Source organism: Oricola cellulosilytica, assembly GCF_019966575.1.
GTDB classification, from domain to species: domain Bacteria; phylum Pseudomonadota; class Alphaproteobacteria; order Rhizobiales; family Rhizobiaceae; genus Oricola; species Oricola cellulosilytica.
Window position 1 is genome coordinate 89,750 of sequence record NZ_JAINFK010000002.1, and the last position, 18,533, is coordinate 108,282.

Annotated in this window: 20 protein-coding genes and 2 tRNA genes; 8 read left to right on the forward strand and 14 right to left on the reverse strand. The window is 62.0% G+C overall.

The window, feature by feature from the left end:
• Nucleotides 1-17: 17 nt before the first annotated feature.
• From LC298_RS05120 to LC298_RS05130, 3 genes are all read right to left on the reverse strand, one after another.
• Nucleotides 18-596: a NuoB/complex I 20 kDa subunit family protein gene (locus tag LC298_RS05120; protein ID WP_131568461.1), complete on the reverse strand. Its 579-nt coding sequence runs from the start codon at nt 594-596 to the stop codon at nt 18-20.
• A complete protein-coding gene (locus tag LC298_RS05125) occupies nt 587-952 on the reverse strand; it encodes an NADH-quinone oxidoreductase subunit A (protein WP_131568459.1) in 366 nt (121 codons plus the stop codon). The genes LC298_RS05120 and LC298_RS05125 overlap by 10 nt, the downstream gene beginning before the upstream one ends.
• A 236-nt stretch (nt 953-1,188) precedes the next feature.
• Nucleotides 1,189-1,265: transfer RNA gene (locus tag LC298_RS05130), tRNA-Asp, on the reverse strand.
• Nucleotides 1,266-1,455: 190 nt separating this feature from the next.
• On the opposite strand from LC298_RS05130, the gene LC298_RS05135 reads away from it, so the two are divergent.
• A tRNA-Val gene (locus tag LC298_RS05135) sits at nt 1,456-1,531 on the forward strand.
• A 233-nt stretch (nt 1,532-1,764) separates the two neighbouring features.
• Nucleotides 1,765-2,358, forward strand: coding sequence for a HupE/UreJ family protein (locus LC298_RS05140; protein ID WP_131568457.1), 594 nt, complete (start codon nt 1,765-1,767; stop codon nt 2,356-2,358).
• Nucleotides 2,359-2,523: 165 nt separating this feature from the next.
• Here LC298_RS05140 and LC298_RS05145 read toward each other — a convergent pair whose 3' ends face one another.
• Nucleotides 2,524-3,081 carry a thioredoxin family protein gene (locus LC298_RS05145; protein WP_131568455.1) on the reverse strand — a complete coding sequence of 186 codons (558 nt, stop codon included), beginning with the start codon at nt 3,079-3,081 and terminating at the stop codon, nt 2,524-2,526.
• Between the two features lie 169 nt (nt 3,082-3,250).
• Here LC298_RS05145 and LC298_RS05150 point away from each other — a divergent pair, with 169 nt between their 5' ends.
• A complete protein-coding gene (locus LC298_RS05150; protein ID WP_199223257.1) occupies nt 3,251-4,099 on the forward strand; it encodes a D-alanyl-D-alanine carboxypeptidase family protein in 849 nt (282 codons plus the stop codon).
• 81 nt (nt 4,100-4,180) lie between these two features.
• Here the strand turns inward: LC298_RS05150 and LC298_RS05155 are convergent, their stop codons facing one another.
• The 4 genes from LC298_RS05155 to LC298_RS05170 form a co-directional block, all read right to left on the reverse strand.
• A complete protein-coding gene (locus LC298_RS05155) occupies nt 4,181-4,456 on the reverse strand; it encodes an HU family DNA-binding protein (RefSeq protein WP_131568453.1) in 276 nt (91 codons plus the stop codon).
• Nucleotides 4,457-4,641: 185 nt separating this feature from the next.
• Nucleotides 4,642-7,071, reverse strand: coding sequence for an endopeptidase La (lon, locus tag LC298_RS05160; RefSeq protein ID WP_131568451.1), 2,430 nt, complete (start codon nt 7,069-7,071; stop codon nt 4,642-4,644).
• 200 nt (nt 7,072-7,271) lie between these two features.
• On the reverse strand, nt 7,272-7,970 hold the full coding sequence (locus tag LC298_RS05165) for a response regulator (protein ID WP_158284757.1): 699 nt from the start codon (nt 7,968-7,970) through the stop codon (nt 7,272-7,274).
• The gene (locus LC298_RS05170) at nt 7,960-9,828 is read right to left on the reverse strand and encodes a sensor histidine kinase (RefSeq protein ID WP_131568447.1); all 1,869 of its coding nucleotides are present in this window, start codon (nt 9,826-9,828) and stop codon (nt 7,960-7,962) included. Before LC298_RS05170 ends, LC298_RS05165 begins: the two co-directional genes overlap by 11 nt.
• Nucleotides 9,829-10,039: 211 nt before the next feature.
• Between LC298_RS05170 and LC298_RS05175 the strand changes: the two genes are divergently transcribed.
• Both LC298_RS05175 and LC298_RS05180 read left to right on the forward strand, forming a co-directional pair.
• Nucleotides 10,040-10,399, forward strand: a complete 360-nt coding sequence (locus LC298_RS05175; RefSeq protein WP_131568445.1) for a hypothetical protein — start codon at nt 10,040-10,042, stop codon at nt 10,397-10,399.
• A gap of 39 nt (nt 10,400-10,438) precedes the next feature.
• Nucleotides 10,439-10,762: a hypothetical protein gene (locus LC298_RS05180; protein WP_131568443.1), complete on the forward strand. Its 324-nt coding sequence runs from the start codon at nt 10,439-10,441 to the stop codon at nt 10,760-10,762.
• 91 nt (nt 10,763-10,853) lie between these two features.
• On the opposite strand, the gene clpX is transcribed toward LC298_RS05180, so the two are convergent.
• From clpX to LC298_RS05195, 3 genes are all read right to left on the reverse strand, one after another.
• On the reverse strand, nt 10,854-12,140 hold the full coding sequence (clpX, locus tag LC298_RS05185) for an ATP-dependent Clp protease ATP-binding subunit ClpX (RefSeq protein WP_131568441.1): 1,287 nt from the start codon (nt 12,138-12,140) through the stop codon (nt 10,854-10,856).
• 299 nt (nt 12,141-12,439) lie between these two features.
• Complete coding sequence (locus LC298_RS05190) at nt 12,440-13,072, reverse strand: ATP-dependent Clp protease proteolytic subunit (protein ID WP_131568439.1); 633 nt, start codon at nt 13,070-13,072, stop codon at nt 12,440-12,442.
• 307 nt (nt 13,073-13,379) lie between these two features.
• Entirely contained in the window at nt 13,380-13,910 is a 531-nt protein-coding gene (locus LC298_RS05195) for a carbonic anhydrase (protein WP_131568437.1), read from the reverse strand.
• A 197-nt stretch (nt 13,911-14,107) separates the two neighbouring features.
• Here LC298_RS05195 and LC298_RS05200 point away from each other — a divergent pair, with 197 nt between their 5' ends.
• Complete coding sequence (locus tag LC298_RS05200; RefSeq protein WP_131568435.1) at nt 14,108-14,770, forward strand: winged helix-turn-helix transcriptional regulator; 663 nt, start codon at nt 14,108-14,110, stop codon at nt 14,768-14,770.
• A 65-nt stretch (nt 14,771-14,835) separates the two neighbouring features.
• Here the strand turns inward: LC298_RS05200 and LC298_RS05205 are convergent, their stop codons facing one another.
• Complete coding sequence (locus LC298_RS05205; protein ID WP_131568432.1) at nt 14,836-15,942, reverse strand: NAD(P)/FAD-dependent oxidoreductase; 1,107 nt, start codon at nt 15,940-15,942, stop codon at nt 14,836-14,838.
• A gap of 113 nt (nt 15,943-16,055) precedes the next feature.
• Here LC298_RS05205 and LC298_RS05210 point away from each other — a divergent pair, with 113 nt between their 5' ends.
• Nucleotides 16,056-17,306 carry a cytochrome P450 gene (locus LC298_RS05210; protein ID WP_223385555.1) on the forward strand — a complete coding sequence of 417 codons (1,251 nt, stop codon included), beginning with the start codon at nt 16,056-16,058 and terminating at the stop codon, nt 17,304-17,306.
• On the opposite strand, the gene LC298_RS05215 is transcribed toward LC298_RS05210, so the two are convergent.
• Complete coding sequence (locus tag LC298_RS05215) at nt 17,293-17,640, reverse strand: cupin domain-containing protein (RefSeq protein ID WP_131568428.1); 348 nt, start codon at nt 17,638-17,640, stop codon at nt 17,293-17,295. The genes LC298_RS05210 and LC298_RS05215 overlap by 14 nt on opposite strands.
• A 43-nt stretch (nt 17,641-17,683) precedes the next feature.
• Here LC298_RS05215 and LC298_RS05220 point away from each other — a divergent pair, with 43 nt between their 5' ends.
• Nucleotides 17,684-18,220 carry a DUF6653 family protein gene (locus LC298_RS05220; RefSeq protein WP_131568426.1) on the forward strand — a complete coding sequence of 179 codons (537 nt, stop codon included), beginning with the start codon at nt 17,684-17,686 and terminating at the stop codon, nt 18,218-18,220.
• Here the strand turns inward: LC298_RS05220 and LC298_RS05225 are convergent.
• The gene (locus LC298_RS05225) at nt 18,186-18,476 is read right to left on the reverse strand and encodes a hypothetical protein (RefSeq protein ID WP_131568424.1); all 291 of its coding nucleotides are present in this window, start codon (nt 18,474-18,476) and stop codon (nt 18,186-18,188) included. The genes LC298_RS05220 and LC298_RS05225 overlap by 35 nt on opposite strands.
• Between the last annotated feature and the right edge of the window lie 57 nt (nt 18,477-18,533).

The following is an 18,533-nucleotide window of genomic DNA, read 5'->3' on the forward strand; positions in this document are numbered from 1 at the left end:
TCCGTTGGGCGCGGCGATCAGCGTTCGATCGTGCCGGTGCGGCGGATTTTCTTTTGCAGCAGCAGCACGCCATACAGCAGCGCCTCGGCAGTCGGCGGGCAGCCCGGTACGTAGATGTCGACCGGAATCACCCGGTCGCAGCCGCGCACCACCGAATAGGAGTAATGGTAATAGCCGCCGCCATTGGCGCAGGAGCCCATCGAGATCACGTAGCGCGGCTCGGGCATCTGGTCATAGACCTTGCGCAGCGCCGGCGCCATCTTGTTGGTCAGCGTGCCGGCGACGATCATCACGTCGGACTGGCGCGGAGAGCCGCGCGGAGCGAAGCCGAACCGCTCCGCGTCGTAGCGCGGCATCGACATCTGCATCATCTCGACAGCGCAGCAGGCAAGCCCGAACGTCATCCACATGAGCGAGCCGGTGCGCGCCCAGTTGATCAACTCGTCAGTGGAGGTGACGAGAAAGCCCTTGTCGGCAAGTTCGTTGTTGACGTCGCCGAAAAAGGCATCGTCTGCTCCGGCGGTCTTGCCGGTTCTCGGGTCGATCACGCCCTTCGGCTGCGGCGCGACGAGGGTCGGGCCGTCGCTCAATCCCATTCCAGCGCTCCCTTTTTCCATTCGTAGATGAAGCCGACCGTCAGCACCGTCAGGAACACCATCATCGACCAGAAACCCATCATGCCGATCTCGCCGAACGACACCGCCCAGGGGAACAGGAACGCCACTTCAAGGTCGAAGATAATGAACAGGATCGCCACCAGATAGAAGCGCACGTCGAATTTCATGCGCGCATCGTCGAAGGCGTTGAACCCGCACTCATAAGCGGACAGCTTCTCCGGATCGGGGTCCTTGTAGGCGACAATGAAGGGCGCGATCAGCAGCGCGGCGCCGATGCCGGCGCTGACCAGAAGGAAGATGATGATCGGCAAATAGGATGCGATGACTGCGTCCATGGGTACGGCTTCACCATTTCACTGTGCGGCGGAGCGCCTTTCTGCGCAGCCGGACGGCAGGTCCGGCTAAAGCACTTCACCGCATTTGCGTTGTGCATCGGTTAGACCCTGGTGCGTTTCTGCGCAAGTGCAGCATAGGGGAAAAATTCGGAACTGTTTAGGTGTCGCGCCCAGCCCGCTACAACGCGGCACACGGGACAAAAATGGTATCCAGCGAAAATGTTTCTGATGGTTGATGGCGCGAGTGACGGGGCTCGAACCCGCGACCTCCGGCGTGACAGGCCGGCACTCTAACCAACTGAGCTACACCCGCGCATCGGCTCCGGCCTGGACCGAAGCGTGAGCGGTCAATAGAGCGGTTCCCCATACGCTGTCAAGCGCGCCGAAGCCTGTGCGCGAACGAATTTTTCGCGGCGCTTCGAACCTGGTTCATCGCCCATTGGATCCACTTCTACAGGTGCTTGCATCATGCGGCATTCGCGATTAGATAGCGGCCACGGTCCGGGCGGTTAGCTCAGTTGGTAGAGCGCTTCGTTTACACCGAAGATGTCGGGAGTTCGAGCCTCTCACCGCCCACCATTTTCCTATCTAGGATCCCGGCAGCTTAGGGACCCCACCACAAACTCCTCGATGCGGCTGCGTTCGAGCTCTAATTACGACCTGGTCATGGCTATCATTCCGAGAAGCTAGCCGGATAGGAGCCGTTTCGGGAAAATATTCGGAGTGCATTGTGGTCTGGGGGTGAAACGATATAGCTGTTTTCGAGCGCGACCCATTTCGGGGCGCTGATTTACTCAAGACAGGGGATCACGATGCTCAGACGACTTTCCTGCGCAGCCGCACTCTTGGCGCTGACGACTGTACCGACTGCCGCCCACCTCAATCCGGGCGAACAGGTCTCCGTTGCAACTGGCTTTTCTCACCCGCTTCTTGGCGTCGACCACATATTGGCGATGATTGCAGTCGGGCTCTGGGCTTATTCGAATGGCGGAAAGGGACTTTGGGTTATTCCGTCGGCATTTGTCGGCACCATGCTTTTCGGCTTCCTACTGGCATTGTCGGGCTTCCCGCTTCCCTTTGTCGAACCCGCGATTCTAGCATCGGTCTTAGCGCTGGGTCTGTTGGTGGCCGTTGCCGTTAGAATGCCCCTCGTCCCAAGCGCCACCCTGGTGGGTGTCTTCGCCCTTTTCCATGGTTATGCACATGGAGGAGAAATCGGGCTTGCCGGAGAAGTTGGTTATGCGGCGGGCTTTGCAGCGGCAACAGCGCTTCTTCACGCCCTTGGACTGACGATCGGCTTCGCCATCAACTCCACGTTCGGAGCACACAGCCGCAACGGGGAATACCTTGCCCGGGTCCTTGGCGGACTTACGTCCGTTGCCGGAGTGGCACTTTTCTTCGCCTGAACGCCATTCATCATTGTCTCCCGTTGTCGCCAGAGGCCGCGGGAGGCACCTGTCGCTGCCACGCGCCGCAATCGGACGCGGCGTCTACCAGAGGCCCCTCTGCCGCGACGACCGACAAAACGCGCGAGGAGCCTGGCGCCGAGCCGGTCACCGTCAGCCGGTTTTCTAGGCCGCGTCCTTCCACTTGATTGAGCAACCCATTGACGGGGTCTGGTCGCGCGGGCCCTCGCCCGTCTCCGCAACCTGTTTCATCGCCTCGAACAGATCGCGTCGGGTGTCCGGCCCGGCGGGCTGGGCGCGCGAAGCATCCAGCCTCCCCCGATACTGCAGCTGGAGATCGCCGTTGAAACCAAAGAAATCGGGAGTGCAGACCGCCCCGTAACTGCGGGCGACCGACTGATCCTCGTCGTGCAGGTAGGGAAAGGAGAAAGCGTGGCGTGCGGCGAAGGCCTGCATGTTCTGGAAGGAATCCTCGGGGTAGGCCGTGGCGTCGTTGGCATTGATCGCAACGATACCGACGCCGAGCGGCGCCAGATCCTCGGCGTCGCGGACCAGGCGTTCGGCCACCGCCTTCACATAGGGACAGTGATTGCAGATGAAGGCGACGACGAGGCCGTTCGGGCCGGCGAAATCAAAAATCGCGTGCTCCGCGCCATCGGTGCCCTTCAACTTGGCGTTCACGGCCTTCCAGCCAAAATCGCAAATTGGTGGGGTTGCAGCCATTTCCGGTCTCCTTCAATCAACATACGCGCCCTCGCCCGGTCGCAATGATAGGCATTCCGCGAGCCGTTTCCAGCGGCACGGATCAGTAGGCGTTAACGAGATTTTGTTATTGGCCAAATATTTCGGATTGTAATAGTCCGGCTGGCGCCAACGCCATGGGGAGCCAATCTTGAGTTTTATAACGCGCCGCAGTTTCCATGCGATTGCCCTGCTGTGCATAACGAGCCTTGCCGCCTGCACGACGTCGTCCGTTCTGGAAATTCCGGCGCCGCAAGCCGATCCGCAGAAATACGCTGCCATCATCGTCGACGCGAAGGACGGCACGGTGCTCTATGCGAAGGCAGCCGACGAACCGCGCTATCCGGCGTCGCTCACCAAGATGATGACGCTCTATCTGCTATTCGAGGCTATCGATCAGGGCAGGTTGTCGCGGATGTCGCAGATTCCGGTTTCCGCCAACGCCGCCACCAAGCCTGCATCGAAACTCTATCTGAAGCCTGGCGAAACGATCGGAGTCGACACCGCGATCCGGGCGCTGGCTGTCAAGTCCGCCAATGACGTGGCCACGGCGGTGGCCGAGCAACTCGCCGGGTCCGAGGAGGCGTTCGCATACCAGATGACGGCGAAAGCGCGCGCGCTCGGAATGCGCTCGACCGTCTTCACCAATGCATCCGGCCTGCCAGATCCGCAGATGCGGACCACCGCGCGCGACATGGCCCTTCTCAGCCTCGCGCTCCGGCGGAATTTTCCGCATTACTACAGCTATTTCTCGCTGCGCAGCTTCGACTACAACGGCAAGACAATTCGCGGTCACAACAAGGTACTGGAGATGGTGGCCGGCGCTGACGGCATCAAGACCGGCTACGTCCGCGCGTCGGGCTACAATCTTGCGGCATCGGTGCAACGCAGCGGCAAGTCACTCGTCGGGGTGGTGATGGGAGGCGATTCCGGCGGTGCGCGCGACGCGCACATGACGCAATTGCTGACCGCGAGCTTCAACCGCGCCCGCCGGCGGTAGACATTTTTCCCAAATCAACGCAAAGAAAAACCGCGACTGCCCGGGCGGGCGGCCGCGGTCTTCCGAAAAACGTCTGCGCGATCAGCCGTTGAGGGCGTCCTTGAGGCCCTTCCCGGCCGAGAACTTGGCGACTTTCTTGGCCGGAATGTCGACCGGCTTGCCGGTCATCGGGTTGCGGCCCGTCGTTGCCGCGCGATGATTCACGCTGAAATTGCCGAAGCCGAGGACACGAATGTCGCCGCCGGATTTCAGTTCGCTGGTGATCGTCTCGAAGACAGCATCGACCGCCGATGCTGCATCTCCCTTGGAAAGACCAGCCTTGTCAGCCACAGCGGCCGCGAGTTCGTTCTTATTCATTGTCACTATCCTTCTTTATGCGAACCGGTGGCCACCGGACCTGCCCGGCCAGCCGCACCGTGAGCACCGGGACATTATAGGTTTTCTGCCCCGAGCCGAAGCCAAATACCGGCAAAAAGCCCGGAATTCCAACAAAAAACGCCGCATTTCTGCGGCGTTTTCCAATGTCGGCGGCCAGGAGGGACCTAATGCGGCAAATTCGCCACGCTTTCGTCCTCGATCGAAGCGACGTCACGCTTGGCTGATTCGGCCTCGGCGTCCCATTCGATGGGCTCCAGCTTCTCGGTGAGCGCGTGTTCGAGCACCTGCCCGATGCGGCCCACGGGAATGATCTCCAGTCCGCTCTTCACGTTCTCTGGAATGTCGGCGAGATCCTTCACATTGTCTTCCGGGATCAGCACCGTCTTCATGCCGCCGCGCAGCGCGGCGAGCATTTTTTCCTTGAGGCCGCCGATTGGCAGCACCCGGCCACGTAGCGTGATCTCGCCGGTCATGGCGATATCCCTGCGGACGGGTACACCGGTCAGGACCGAGACGATGGCCGTCGCCATGGCGATGCCCGCCGACGGACCGTCCTTGGGCGTCGCGCCTTCCGGCACGTGCACGTGGATATCGGTCTTGTCGAACACCGTCGGCTTGATGCCGAAATCGATCGCCCGCGAGCGGACATAGGACGCCGCAGCGGAAATCGATTCCTTCATCACGTCACGCAGATTGCCGGTGACGGTCATCTTGCCCTTGCCGGGCATCATGACGCCCTCGATGGTCAGCAGCTCGCCGCCCACCTCGGTCCACGCCAAGCCGGTGACGACGCCGACCTGGTCCTCGCCCTCGATCTGGCCGAAGCGGAAGCGCGGCACGCCAAGATAATCGGCGAGGTTGTCGGGCGTGACCTCCACCTTATCCTTGCCGGTGCGAAGGATATCGGTGACGGCTTTCCGGGCGAGCGTCATCAATTCGCGCTCGAGGTTACGCACACCAGCCTCGCGGGTGTAGGTGCGGATGATTTCGTGGATCGCCGCGTCGGTGACCTCGAACTCATCCTCCTTCAACGCGTGATCGCGGACCGCCTTGGGCAGCAGGTGCCGCTTGGCGATCTCGACCTTCTCGTCCTCGGTGTAGCCTGCGATGCGGATGATCTCCATCCGGTCCATCAGCGGCGCCGGGATGTTGAGCGTGTTCGCCGTGGTGATGAACATCACGTTGGACAGGTTGTACTCGACCTCGAGGTAGTGATCCATAAATGTCGAGTTCTGTTCCGGGTCCAAGACTTCGAGTAGCGCCGACGACGGATCGCCGCGGAAATCCATGCCCATCTTGTCGATCTCGTCGAGCAGGAAGAGCGGATTGGATTTCTTGGCCTTCTTCATCGACTGGATGACCTTGCCGGGCATCGACCCGATATAGGTCCTGCGGTGGCCGCGGATTTCGGCCTCGTCTCGCACGCCGCCGAGCGCCATTCGCACGAATTCGCGGCCGGTCGCCTTTGCGATGGACTTGCCGAGCGACGTCTTGCCGACGCCGGGAGGACCGACGAGGCACAGGATGGGGCCCTTGAGCTTGTTCTGGCGCTTTTGCACCGCAAGATACTCGACGATGCGCTCCTTGACCTTGTCCAGGCCGTAGTGATCCGCATCGAGCACTTCCTGGGCGACGTCGAGGTCGTACTTGACCTTCGACTTCTTGTTCCACGGAATGGACAGCATCCAGTCGAGGTAGTTACGCACCACCGTCGCCTCGGCCGACATCGGGCTCATCTGCTTGAGCTTCTTCATCTCGGCGTCGACTTTCTCGCGCGCCTCCTTGGAGAATTTCGTCTTGGCCAGACGCTCTTCCAGCTCGGCAATCTCATTATGGCCGTCCTCGCCATCGCCGAGTTCCTTCTGGATCGCCTTCATCTGCTCGTTGAGGTAGTACTCGCGCTGGGTCTTCTCCATCTGGCGCTTGACGCGCGAGCGGATGCGCTTTTCGACCTGCAGAACCGAAATCTCCGATTCCATGTGTCCAAGCGCCTTTTCGAGGCGCGTCTTGACGCTGGCGGTCTCAAGGATGTCCTGCTTTTCGCTGATCTTTACCGAAAGATGCGAAGCCACCGTATCGGCGAGTTTCGACGCATCGTCGATCTGCGTCACCGCGGAGACGATATCCGGCGAAATCTTCTTGTTCAGCTTCACGTAGTTCTCGAACTCGGAGATCACCGAGCGCGAAAGCGCGGCCAGTTCGACCGCATCCTCTTCCGGCTCCTCGACCGCAACGGCGAAGGCTTCAAGATGCGTGTCGCGTTCGCTGAAGCGCTCGATCTCGAGCCGGGAAACGCCCTCGACCAGCACCTTCACGGTGTTGTCGGGCAGCTTCAGAAGCTGAAGAACATTGGCGACCGTTCCGTGACGATAGATCGCTTCGGGGGACGGATCGTCGTCGGCGGCGTCCATCTGGGTCGCGAGGAGTATCTGGCGATCGTTCTCCATCACGTCTTCGAGCGCACGGATCGACTTTTCACGACCGACGAAGAGCGGAACGATCATGTGGGGGAAAACAACGATGTCGCGCAACGGCAAGACGGCATAGAGCCCGTCGGAACCGCCCGCTGCTGTTTTCGTTTCGGCTTCAGCCATTCGTATTTTCCTTTCGTGCCGTATCGGCTTTGAGGTGCCTGCCCGTGCCAATTGGCCCCGAACAAATCACTCCCTGTAAGTGGCTTCGGGGTCTGCGGATTTCAACGGGGTCAGACCCGGAATCACCTGATAGTGTCAACCCATCGGCACATGTCCGCAATGCGCGAATGCATCGGCCCAAAGAAAATCCTGGACGGGCGTTATATTCTTGAACCGGGATCGCCACAAAGGCGGGCAATCTCATCTCGGTTGGACAAGGCGAAGGTCAACAGTGCGTTGGCTCCGTGTACGCCGATTTTTGCGCAGATGTTGTTGCGGTGGGTGTGCACGGTACGTTCCGAGACGCCCAGTTCATCAGCGATCGTCCGGCTCGCCAGGGACCTGGATACGAGCCGCAGGACCCGCCGTTCGGCCGGTGTGAGCCGCTCAAGCATCTGCGCGATCCCTTCGCCAGTGTCTGAGGCCACCGTCAGCAACGGCTCGGGTTTGCCGACCGAACTGCTCATGAAAAAGCCGCTGCCCGCCTGCACAAACGCCATTCCGAGTTCCGTTCCGGCGTCCTCCTTTGCGACAAAACCGTGCGCACCGCACTCCATCGCCTTCTCCACATATGCCTTGTCGGCGTACATCGAGACGACGATCACCAGACAGCCGCTGCCTTGATCGCGTAGCCGCAGCGCGACCTCGAATCCATCCATACCCGGCATATTCAGGTCGACAGTGACGAAATCCGGCTTGAACAGGGCCGCTTGCGTCACGCATGCCACACCGTCCGAAACCTCTCCGACTACACTGAAATCGGGCAGATCCTCGACGGTGGACCGGACGCCGGCGCGAAACAGCGGATGGTTGTCCGCGATCAGCACAGTCCGTTCCCGCTGTCGGCGATCAGCTTCCATGCCGCGCTCCTGCCCCACCGTCATCCCCGGCAAGCGGAAAACGAAACTCGAAGCCGCTTCCCGTCCGCCTGTCACGAATTACCCTGCCATTCAGACACCTAATTCTTTGCGCCACCAGTTCCAGCCCGATGCCGGTCTTACGTTTCGAGGCCGTCTCGACGTCTGCATCGACCCCGTCGTCTTCCACCCTCACGTTTACCTCGCTCCCGCGTCTCTCGACCGTAACCGCTGCTTGACTGCCTTCGGAGTGCTTTGCGGCATTGACGAGCAGTTCCTGGACAATGCGGTAGACGTGGCGGGCCTGCTCGTCCGTCAACACGTCGTCGGTAATGCCGTTTTGGATTCCGACGCCCAGGCTTCCCGAGGATTCTATCCTGTCCGCCAACGAGCCTAGCGCCTTGCTGAAGCCGAGTTGTCGCAAGGCGACGGCATGGAGTTCATGCGATATGCGGCGGATGTCACCGACAACGGTTTTTGAGGCTTCCGCGGCGGAGGTGATTTCCGACTGCGCTCCCTTCGGGATGTCTTCATTTCGGCTGAGCCGGGCCAAGCGGTTGGTAATCGCCACCAAGCCCTGGCCCGCGGTGTCATGCAAATCATCGGCGATCCGCGACCGCTCTTCGTCAAGCGCTGCGAGAACCCGCCGCTCGGATTGCGCCATGAAGTCGAGGAGTTCACGATGCGCGTCGCTTCGCTCCCGCTCCGCCAGCCGGATGCGATAGGCCAATGCGAGCGAGAACAGGATCGCCTCGCTGGCGAGCGTGATTTCGAGTACATGCTTTTCGGCAGTCCCGAAATTCGTGCCAAGCAATCTGGAAGCAACAACGATCGCGATTCCGGGAAAGATGCTGAATAGAAGCGGCGCGGCGAGTGCCAATGCCCGGCGGTTTCCGCTCAGTGCCTCCGGAATGACCGCCGCGAAGAGTGCGACAAATGTGAGCGGCAGCAGCGCATAAACTCCGATCATGACGCGCCAGTAGTCAACGAACGGGATGCTTACGAGCAGCGTCAGCGCGAGCAGGGGCACGATCTGTAGCAGCCTGAAGAACCTCGGCTTCTCGCCGCCCGGTCCCCGCAGGAACGAATGGAAGAAGATCGCGCCGCCCGAACAGGCCAAGAGGAGCGAGACCATCAGCGCGAAGTTCGAGAGTTCCGGCCATTCCGGCCAGACATAGGCCGCCCCGAGGCCGTTTAGATAAATTGCCAGCAGGAGCATCGAGGCAATGGTGACGGCGTTAAAGAAAAACGCGCGGTCGCCGGTTGTAAGCGCCAGCGCAGTGTTGAAGACAATCATGATTGCAATCGCACCCAGGAGGCCGGCGCGCATCAGCGCGTCGCGCGATAGCTCGCGCCAAAAGGCATCGGCGTGGCGGAGTGAAATCGTGATGGCGACCGGTGACGGTTGGCGGACGCGCATGAACAGCGTTTCGGCCTCCTCAAGCGGGGGTAGCGGAAAGACGATCTGGCTGGATAGGATCGGGCGTACCGAAGCCGGAAGCGTATCGCCTGCCCGCATCGGAGGAGCGATGCTCGCGGACCCGGCCGCGATCGCATATACCTCCGCCTCGTCCACCATCGCGTCGAGAACGAGCAGGTCCTCCTGTCCGCGCCGCTCGATCTTGATCCAATGATCCGCTTCGCCCAATCCCGTTTGAAACGTTCGGTCCGGAAGCGGCTTGAACCCAGCAGCACCGGCTTGCAGCACATCGGCGATCTGCAGGTGCGGGGCGCCGGGTGCCGCCAGAACTGAAATCGACGGCTCGGCAGCGTGCAGTTCCATGATGGCGACCGAAAAGCCCAAGACGGCTGCGACAGCCGTCACCACGGCGCGCAAGATTGTGACCCGCGAGCATTTCATCCGGGCGACCCCCCGGTGCTTTTTCCCGGCGCAACTCTACCCCGCAACGCGACAGATCAAAATACGCGGTTCTACCTAGTCTCATCGCCCTCTCTGCGGATTCCGCAGAGGTAGCAGGCGAGATACGCTGTTTTCACGAGGCAACCACTTGCCGGGAAGATTCGCGTGGTCTCGCGCTGCCCATCCCGGCCAGCCACGGCGGAGGGATTCCATGACCAAATGCCAAACGAAAGGGCCAAACCCTGTCGGCGGGTCCGCAGCAGCAACCGCGGCAATCGCCGTCGTGTTGCTGGCGGGATGCGTACAGGTGCCCAATACGGCGACCGAAATCGACACCTTCAAGGCCCAGAATGCCTTGGTGGAACGGGTCAGCAGTGACGCTCGAGCCCGCGAGGCCGCTTCGGCAGCACAAAGTCGGGAACGCGAGAGGCGCCGGGTCTTCGTCCGTGAACTCTGCTACGCGGCCGCCCGGGATATCCGTGATCGTACCGCCGCTATTGCCGTCTTGGTGGAAGACATGCACGCCGAATATGGCTCGCCCGGCGGGGGCGGCGGCGAAGGAAGTTGCTAGCGATGCCAAGGGCCGACATTTTCAGCGAGGATGAGCGAGATGAGGGAAAATAGCTACGATACAACAAGAAATGGCTGGGGTCGGGCGGCCCTGCTGCTGATAGGCGGTGCAGCGCTGAGCGCCTGCACCACGGGGGCTGCCGATGAAGCTTACTATCAGGCGACGCCAATGCTCGCCACGGCTGCTCAGCAGAGCGCCGAACGGACCGAAGAACGCCGCACGCGTCAGCGCTTCCTGCAGCAAATTTGCTACGCCCCGGCTCTCCCTGACCGCACAGCCGCCTTTAACGTCCTCGTGAGGGATATGCGCGGCGAATACGGCTCGCCTGGGGGCGGAGGCGGAGGCGGCGAGGGTAGCTGCTGACGAACCCTCCCGCGATTCGTGCCACTCAGCCCGCAAAAAAGGCCGGGAAACCCGGCCTTTCTTATTCACATCTGATCCTGCCTGACGAGCTTTACGCCGAGGCGTTCTCCTTGTCTTCGGCGCGGTCCGCATAGATGTAGAGCGGGCGGGCGCTTCCGGAAACGACTTCCTCGGAGATCACGACTTCGCGAACGCCTTCCAGAGCGGGCAGTTCGAACATCGTCTCCAGCAGGATCGCCTCCATGATGGAGCGCAGACCGCGCGCGCCGGTCTTGCGTTCGATCGCCCTGCGGGTGATCGCGCGCAGCGCATCCTCGTGGAAGATCAGGCTGACGTCCTCCATTTCGAACAGTCGCTGATACTGCTTCACCAGCGCGTTTTTCGGCTCCGTCAGGATCTGCACCAAGGCGTCCTCATCAAGGTCCTCGAGCGTCGCCAGAACCGGCAGACGGCCGACAAACTCCGGGATCAGGCCGAACTTCAGCAGATCTTCCGGCTCGACCGTGCGGAACAGTTCACCGATCTTGCGGTCCTCGGCCGAACCGACGGTCGCGCCGAAGCCGATCGAGGTCTTGCGGCCGCGGTCGGAGATGATCTTGTCGAGGCCGGCGAACGCGCCGCCGCAGATGAACAGGATGTTGGCCGTGTCGACCTGCAGGAATTCCTGCTGCGGATGCTTGCGGCCGCCCTGCGGAGGCACGGAGGCGACAGTGCCTTCCATGATCTTCAACAGCGCCTGCTGGACGCCCTCGCCCGACACGTCGCGGGTAATCGACGGATTGTCGGACTTGCGGGAAATCTTGTCGATTTCGTCGATATAGACGATCCCTCGCTGGGCACGCTCGACATTGTAGTCGGACGACTGCAGCAGCTTGAGGATGATGTTCTCGACATCCTCGCCGACATAGCCCGCCTCCGTCAGCGTCGTGGCGTCGGCCATGGTGAAGGGGACATCGATGATGCGGGCCAGCGTCTGCGCGAGCAGCGTCTTGCCGCAGCCGGTCGGTCCGATCAGCAGGATGTTCGACTTCGCCAGTTCGACGTCGTCGTTCTTCTCGGCATGGGCAAGCCGCTTGTAGTGATTGTGGACCGCGACCGACAGGATGCGCTTGGCGTAGCCCTGGCCGATGACATAATCGTCGAGAACCTCGAGGATCTGCTGCGGCGTCGGAACGCCCTCCTGGCTCTTCACCATCGAGGACTTGTTTTCCTCGCGGATGATGTCCATGCACAGTTCGACGCACTCGTCGCAGATGAAGACGGTCGGGCCCGCGATCAGCTTGCGCACCTCGTGCTGGCTCTTGCCGCAGAAAGAGCAATACAGGGTGTTCTTGGTGTCGCCACCATTTCCGCCGCTGCTGCTGCCAACCTTGCTCATGCCTGTTCCTTTCAGTGGATCGCGGTTCGCGGCCCTCGGGCCCCTGCCTTGATCCGCACTGTCACGATGCCTGCATACATTCCGGAAAATCCCGGAAACCGGTCATCGGGACCATTTACATATTCGTACACATAATCGCCTTACGTGCAACGATCCGACATTTTCCTTTACCGAACCCTTACCGCCCGGCTCAACTTACAACCTAATGGGTGGTTCGCTTTTGACAATCATAGTGTCTTCAAGCTTTCGCGAACCTTCCCGGGCGTCACATTCCGGCAACATCGCGGCGCCAGGCCGCGCTATTTCCCGGTTTCCGCCTCTGCCGCCTCGCGTGACTCGATGACCTTGTCGATCAGACCGAATTCCTTCGCGTCCTCCGCAGTGAGGAACTTGTCGCGCTCCAGCGCGGTCTCGATCTCGTCGTAGCTGCGGCCGGTGTGCTTGACGTAAATCTCGTTCAGCCGGCGCTTCAGGTTCTCGGTTTCGCGGGCGTGGATCATGATGTCCGTCACCTGCCCCTGATACCCGCCCGAAGGCTGGTGCACCATGATGCGCGAGTTGGGAAGCGAGAAACGCATGTCGTCGGCGCCGGCGGTCAGCAGCAGGGAACCCATCGAGGCCGCCTGGCCAATGCACAGCGTCGAGACCGGCGGCTTGATGAACTGCATCGTGTCGTAAATCGCGAGACCGGATGTCACCACGCCGCCCGGCGAGTTGATGTACATCGCGATTTCCTTTTTCGGATTGTCCGCTTCCAGCCAGAGCAGTTGCGCGCAGACCAGCGACGCCATTCCGTCCTCGACCGGGCCGGTGATGAAGACGATCCGCTCCTTGAGGAGCCGTGAAAAAATATCGTAGGCGCGCTCGCCGCGATTGCTCTGCTCGACCACCATCGGCACGAGGTTCATGGCGGTTTCGATCGGATTGCGCATATGTGACCTTCCCGGGAATTGTCTGGAAGCGCCCGGAGGACACCGGGGCCAAGAGGAATCAAGTTTGTTCTCGCCCCTAAATAGGGCGCTCATGCGGCGTTTCGCAAGGCGCGGTTTCCGTAAACCTTAATGGGAAAGGATTGGGGATAATCACCGCTCCGCGCGCATCCACTTCTTCAGGCCCGCGAAGTCCCCGTCCCCGGCATACATCGCCACCCTCCGGCCGACCGCCGCGCCGAAGTTGTCACTGTGGCCGGAGCACGCAGAGACTGCAAGACGTCAGGCAGTGTCGCCAGCCGCCCTTCCGCTAATCTGCCAACGCGATCGGCGCGACGACTTCGCGGATCCCGCCTGATTTCATGTCGTAGATAAACGCCGAGACGACGATATAGCCGGGTATTTCGGGCGCCATTCGCAAGCGCTCGATATCGCCGTGCAGGCTCGCCTCGTGGTTGGTGATCGCGACCTGCGATACGTCGACACCGAGTTGCTCCTTCAGCGCGCTTTGTACACCCGGATCGGCAAAACGCTCCGCGCCGCATTGCGTGTGTTGCAGGAGGATGAGTTCGAACGGGCCTGGTTCGTCCCCATCCATCTGTTTGACGATAAAGGCGAGCGCCGCGATCTCATCGATCACCGCCGGCGTAACCCGCCCGCCATTGTTGCGGATGACGACGGCATCGCCCAGTTCTAGACCGAGGATGTGCGCAGGATCGACCCGAGAATCGCCGCAGGCAACAATGACGGAGCGCATCTTGGGCAGGATCGGCAAATCCGCCCCGTCGAAATTTTCGGCGAATGCGCGGTTGCGGTCGAGAAGGATATTCATGCTGGACATCTTGTCCTCCCTGCTTGGTTTGACGGTCGAGCGCCGCTACGGGCGACTAGCCTGCAAAGGAGGACAGGATCGTCTAACCGCCTGCGCCGGTAGGGCGTGATTTCCTGCCTGTTGACACGGAACGTGCCCGATATATCTTCACTGTTGAATATAAAGCGATTACTTTATATTATAAAGTAACATTCCCGTGAGGCTTCATGGCCAAATCCCGGTCGTACAAGCTGCTTTGCCCGATCGCCCGGGCGCTCGATCGAATCGGCGACCGGTGGACTTTGTTGATCCTGCGCGATCTTCACGCGGGGCCAGCGCGTTTCACGGATCTTCAGCGCGGCCTGACGAGTGTGGCAGCGAACCTTCTGACCGAGCGTCTCGGAAAGCTGGTCGCGGACGGGCTGGTGGTAAAGGCAGACGGCGGCCACGGAACGTCGGTATACGAACTGACCGACCTTGGCGCCCGCACCCGCGACATACTGTTCGAACTCGCGCTATTCGGCGCCAGGTTCGAGCCCGAGGGCGAAGTCGTCGCACCGGGCAATCTGCGCACCGTCACTACGACACTGGGCGCGGCGGCGCGGCGCGTCGTCGTGCCGGGCATGAATTTCCGGGTCGCCTTCATCGTAGACGGCGAGAACATGGCGCTGAACGTGGAAAACAGCGTTGCTCAGGTTCTTTACGGGCCTTGCGTTGACCCGGACCTCATTTTCTCGACTACTTACGCCGATCTGATCGCCGTCTCCGAAGGCGAGATGACGCTCGACAGGTTCGCCCGCAAATGCGGTAAGCTGGAGGTCAGGACACCGGGCACGGAAAAGCAATTTCAAAAGTTGATGTCAGCAATCATCCATCTTCTGAATGACTAGGACGGCAGCATCACTTGATTGGATTCACCGGGCCATCCGTTGGTCAGGGCCGCGGCTTTCTGGCATTATAATCTGCCCTCCGCGCGCATCCACTTCTTCAGGCCCGCGAAGTCCCCGTCCCCAGCATACCTCGCCACCCTTCTACCCACCGCAGCACCGAACTTGTAGCCGTGGCCGGAGCATGCCGAGACCGCGAGGCACCTGCCCTCCTCGCGCACAAAGAACCGCTCGTCTTCGGTGAAGGTGTAGGCGCAGGTTACGGTGTCGGTCACGCGGTAGCGGTTGAGATCGCGCAGCGGCGGCGCGAACAGGTCGCGCACCGTCTCCCCTTCACCCGGTTCCGGCTCGCGGTTCGCGTCGGCGTCCGCGTTCGCAAACTTGTGCAGTCCGGAGCCGAATTTCAGCCCGCCCCCGCCCGATGGCGGAATGATGTAGCCGTCGGTCATGCCGCCGACATCGAGGATCACCGGAGCGCTCGCCCACGCCTCGGCGAAATCGGCCGGCGGGTCGAGATAGACGACTGCGGTCCGGAAAGGGGTCAGAACGGATGCGAGGTCGGGAAACAGCTTGGTCACCCACGCGCCCGCCGTGACGATCACCAGATCGGCCTGCGCTGTCTCCCCGTCCGCCACCGTCACCGATGCTGCCGCCGGGTCGACCGAGGCGACACGCGTGTTCTCCCGCAAGTCGACGCCGCGCGCCCGCAGCCAACCGGCCATGCCGGACGCGATGCGGCGGCAATGCAGCGCGCCGCCCTCCGGCGAAACGAAGGCGTAGCGGAATGTACCGGGATTGAGGAACGGGAAGCGCTTTACCGCCTCGTCCGGCTGGAACAGCTCGCAAGGCCAGCCGCCCTCGCGCAAGCCGTTCAGATAATCCTCCGCCTCGTCGTCCGGCTCGCGGCTGACGGCCATGAAGCCGCGTGGATCGAGATGGCTTTCGCCCAGATCGGCCCACAATTCGTCCCAGGCCTCGTAGGCCTCGGTGATCGCTGCCCCGTAGCCAGAACCCGCGCCGTAGGCGCGGCGGATGATACGGTGATGGTCGCCGGACGCGGCCATCGGGTTCGGCACCGGCCCCTGCTCAAACAGCGTCACATTGTGGCCGGCCTTCGACAGCGCCCATGCGGTGGAAAGACCGGCGATCCCTGCTCCGACGATGATGACTTTCATGACAATGTAAACTCGTGGCTGCCCTCGACCCGATTATCGGGCCACGATAACGACAGCAAGCGGAAGAAAGGTGCCCACTCCCGTTCCGGCCCGCCCCCTGCTAAGGAATGCGGATGCTTCCCTCCTCCTTCCAGCTTTCCGGCAACCGGCTGTCGCTCGATCCGCACGATCCGGACTTCGTGCAGAACCCCTATGCCGCCTATGCCGAGCTGCACCGCGTCAGCCCGGCCTTCTTCTGGGAGCAATACGGCCACTGGTGCTTCGCCGGGTTCGACGCGGTCAGCGCGCTGCTGCGCGACCGGCGCTTCGGGCGGCAGATCCTGCATGTCGCGACGCGTGAGGAGCTCGGCCTTCCCGGCCCAAACCCGGCGCTCGCGAATTTCGACGCGGTCGAACGCCACTCCCTGCTCGAACTTGAGCCGCCCGGCCACACGAAGCTGCGCAAGCTGATCAACAAGGCGTTCGTCTCGCGCAACGTCGAGCGCCTGCGTCCGCAAATCGAGGCGCTGGCGAACCGCCTGATCGACGGTTTCGCGCCGGGCAAGCCGGTCGAACTGCTGGAGCGCTACGCGACGCCAATCCCGCTGGTGACGATCTGCGGCATGCTCGGCGTGCCGGTCGAGGCGGGTCCGCAGCTCGTCGCCTGGTCCCATGCCATGTGTCGCATGTATGTGCTCGACCCGTCCAACGACGACGCGCGCAACGCCGATGCCGCCGCCGGCGAATTTTCCGCCTTCCTGCGCGAACATATCGTTGAACGCCGCCAAAATCCCGCCGACGACCTGCTCTCTGCCCTGATCGCGGCTGAGCAGGACGGCGACACCCTGACGCTCGACGAATTGATCTCGACCATCGTGCTTCTGCTCAACGCCGGCCATGAGGCGACGGTCCACCAGATCGGCAACGCGGTAAAAACGATCGTCGAGAGCGGCCGCGACCCGGCGGTTTTGTTCGCCGACGACAAGGCGAGCGCGGCAACGGTGGAGGAGTGCCTGCGCCATGACGCGCCGCTTCACATGTTCACCCGTTATGCGCTGGAGGATCTGACCTTCGACCTGGAAGGTCATCCGGTAGCGCTGAAGAAGGGCGACACGATCGGTCTGATGCTGGGGGCGGCGAACCGCGATCCGCGGCGTTTCGACGAGCCCGGACGGTTCGACCCGGCGCGTGACAAGAACGACAACGTCTCGTTCGGCGCGGGCATCCATTTCTGCGTCGGCGCGCCCCTCGCCCGGCTGGAACTGCAGGTCGCGCTGCCCGTCCTGTTCGAGCGTCTGCCCGGTCTGCAGGTCACCGAGGCGCTGCGCTACGCCGACGTCTATCATTTCCACGGGCTGGAGCGGGTGCCGGTCACAGCCGGATGACGTATTCCTTGCGCGTCGTCTCGATCACTTCCCAGGTTCCCTCGAAGCCCGGCCGAAGGACGAAGCTGTCGCCGGCCCTCACCGTGCGCACGTTCCCGCCATCCTCCGCGATCACCGACACGCCTTGGAGGATGTGGCAGAACTCCCATTCGTCGTAGGAGATCTTCCATTTCCCCGGCGTCGCCTGCCAGACGCCGCAGTAAAGGCCGTCGCGCTCCTCCACGTTCCACGTCGTGAACTCCGGATCGCCCGAAATCGCTTTTTCCGGCGCGGGGCGGTCGGTTTCCGGCGCCGCGCCGGACGTATCGATTGCAACACACAACGGTTCGGGCATCGGGCACCTCGCAAGTTCAACGACCCGTTCCTATAGTCACATCATGCGACTGGACAAAAGCCTCGAACGTTCGATGGCGATGAGCGACGCGACCTGGGCGCGCCACGCCAACCCATGGAGCGTCTGGACGCGCTTTCCGGTTCTCCCGCTATTGGCGCTGGCGATCTGGAGCCGCGTCTGGATCGGCTGGTTGTCGCTCGTGCCGATCGTGCTGCTAGTCCTGTGGACGTTCTACAATCCGCGCGCCTTCCCGCCCCCCGCCTCGACCGACAACTGGGTGTCGAAGGGAACATTCGGCGAGCGCGTCTGGCTGAACCGGAAGACGATCCCGATCCCGGCCCACCACGCCGCCTGGGCGAGATGGCTCAGCGTGGCGAGCGGCCTGTCGCTGCTGCCGATGATCTGGGGACTTTACGCGCTCGACCCGTGGGCTGCGGCGCTCGGCGCGCTGCTTGCCTCCGTCTTCAAGATCTGGTTCGTCGACCGCATGGTCTGGCTCTATGAGGACATGAAGGACGCCGATCCGGTCTATGCCGGCTGGCTCGTCAGCAAACCTGAACGCCGCACTGCTCGATCGTGAACATCGAGGCCGGTTCGGTCCGGGCGCCGTCGAACTGACGGCCGTCGCGGCATTGCGCCCGCGCCTCGAAGGTGTTGCGCCCCCCAAGCGTGCCCTCGCGCACGTTGATGTAATAGTCGACGGCGCAGTCCTGCTCCACCGCAAGCTGGTCCGACAGCTCGTCGAGCCAGGCCGGGTCCTGCGACTGGGCAAAAGCTGCGCCCGAGGCCAGAGCGGCGATCGCGGCAATCGCGATCGCTCCTGCGCGCTTTGACATGAAGGCCTCCACCGGTTGTTTCCAGTGGAATCTAACCGAGGTGGCGTCCCGGAAAAT

Coding starts and splice junctions, on each gene's coding strand:
- LC298_RS05120 (WP_131568461.1), bottom strand. CDS start 596: ATGGGATTGAGCGACGGCCCGACCCTCGTCGCGCCGCAGCCGAAGGGC.
- LC298_RS05125 (WP_131568459.1), bottom strand. CDS start 952: ATGGACGCAGTCATCGCATCCTATTTGCCGATCATCATCTTCCTTCTG.
- LC298_RS05140 (WP_131568457.1), top strand. CDS start 1,765: ATGCTCAGACGACTTTCCTGCGCAGCCGCACTCTTGGCGCTGACGACT.
- LC298_RS05145 (WP_131568455.1), bottom strand. CDS start 3,081: ATGGCTGCAACCCCACCAATTTGCGATTTTGGCTGGAAGGCCGTGAAC.
- LC298_RS05155 (WP_131568453.1), bottom strand. CDS start 4,456: ATGAATAAGAACGAACTCGCGGCCGCTGTGGCTGACAAGGCTGGTCTT.
- lon (WP_131568451.1), bottom strand. CDS start 7,071: ATGGCTGAAGCCGAAACGAAAACAGCAGCGGGCGGTTCCGACGGGCTC.
- LC298_RS05165 (WP_158284757.1), bottom strand. CDS start 7,970: ATGGAAGCTGATCGCCGACAGCGGGAACGGACTGTGCTGATCGCGGAC.
- LC298_RS05170 (WP_131568447.1), bottom strand. CDS start 9,828: ATGAAATGCTCGCGGGTCACAATCTTGCGCGCCGTGGTGACGGCTGTC.
- LC298_RS05175 (WP_131568445.1), top strand. CDS start 10,040: ATGACCAAATGCCAAACGAAAGGGCCAAACCCTGTCGGCGGGTCCGCA.
- LC298_RS05180 (WP_131568443.1), top strand. CDS start 10,439: ATGAGGGAAAATAGCTACGATACAACAAGAAATGGCTGGGGTCGGGCG.
- clpX (WP_131568441.1), bottom strand. CDS start 12,140: ATGAGCAAGGTTGGCAGCAGCAGCGGCGGAAATGGTGGCGACACCAAG.
- LC298_RS05190 (WP_131568439.1), bottom strand. CDS start 13,072: ATGCGCAATCCGATCGAAACCGCCATGAACCTCGTGCCGATGGTGGTC.
- LC298_RS05195 (WP_131568437.1), bottom strand. CDS start 13,910: ATGTCCAGCATGAATATCCTTCTCGACCGCAACCGCGCATTCGCCGAA.
- LC298_RS05200 (WP_131568435.1), top strand. CDS start 14,108: ATGGCCAAATCCCGGTCGTACAAGCTGCTTTGCCCGATCGCCCGGGCG.
- LC298_RS05205 (WP_131568432.1), bottom strand. CDS start 15,942: ATGAAAGTCATCATCGTCGGAGCAGGGATCGCCGGTCTTTCCACCGCA.
- LC298_RS05210 (WP_223385555.1), top strand. CDS start 16,056: ATGCTTCCCTCCTCCTTCCAGCTTTCCGGCAACCGGCTGTCGCTCGAT.
- LC298_RS05215 (WP_131568428.1), bottom strand. CDS start 17,640: ATGCCCGAACCGTTGTGTGTTGCAATCGATACGTCCGGCGCGGCGCCG.
- LC298_RS05220 (WP_131568426.1), top strand. CDS start 17,684: ATGCGACTGGACAAAAGCCTCGAACGTTCGATGGCGATGAGCGACGCG.
- LC298_RS05225 (WP_131568424.1), bottom strand. CDS start 18,476: ATGTCAAAGCGCGCAGGAGCGATCGCGATTGCCGCGATCGCCGCTCTG.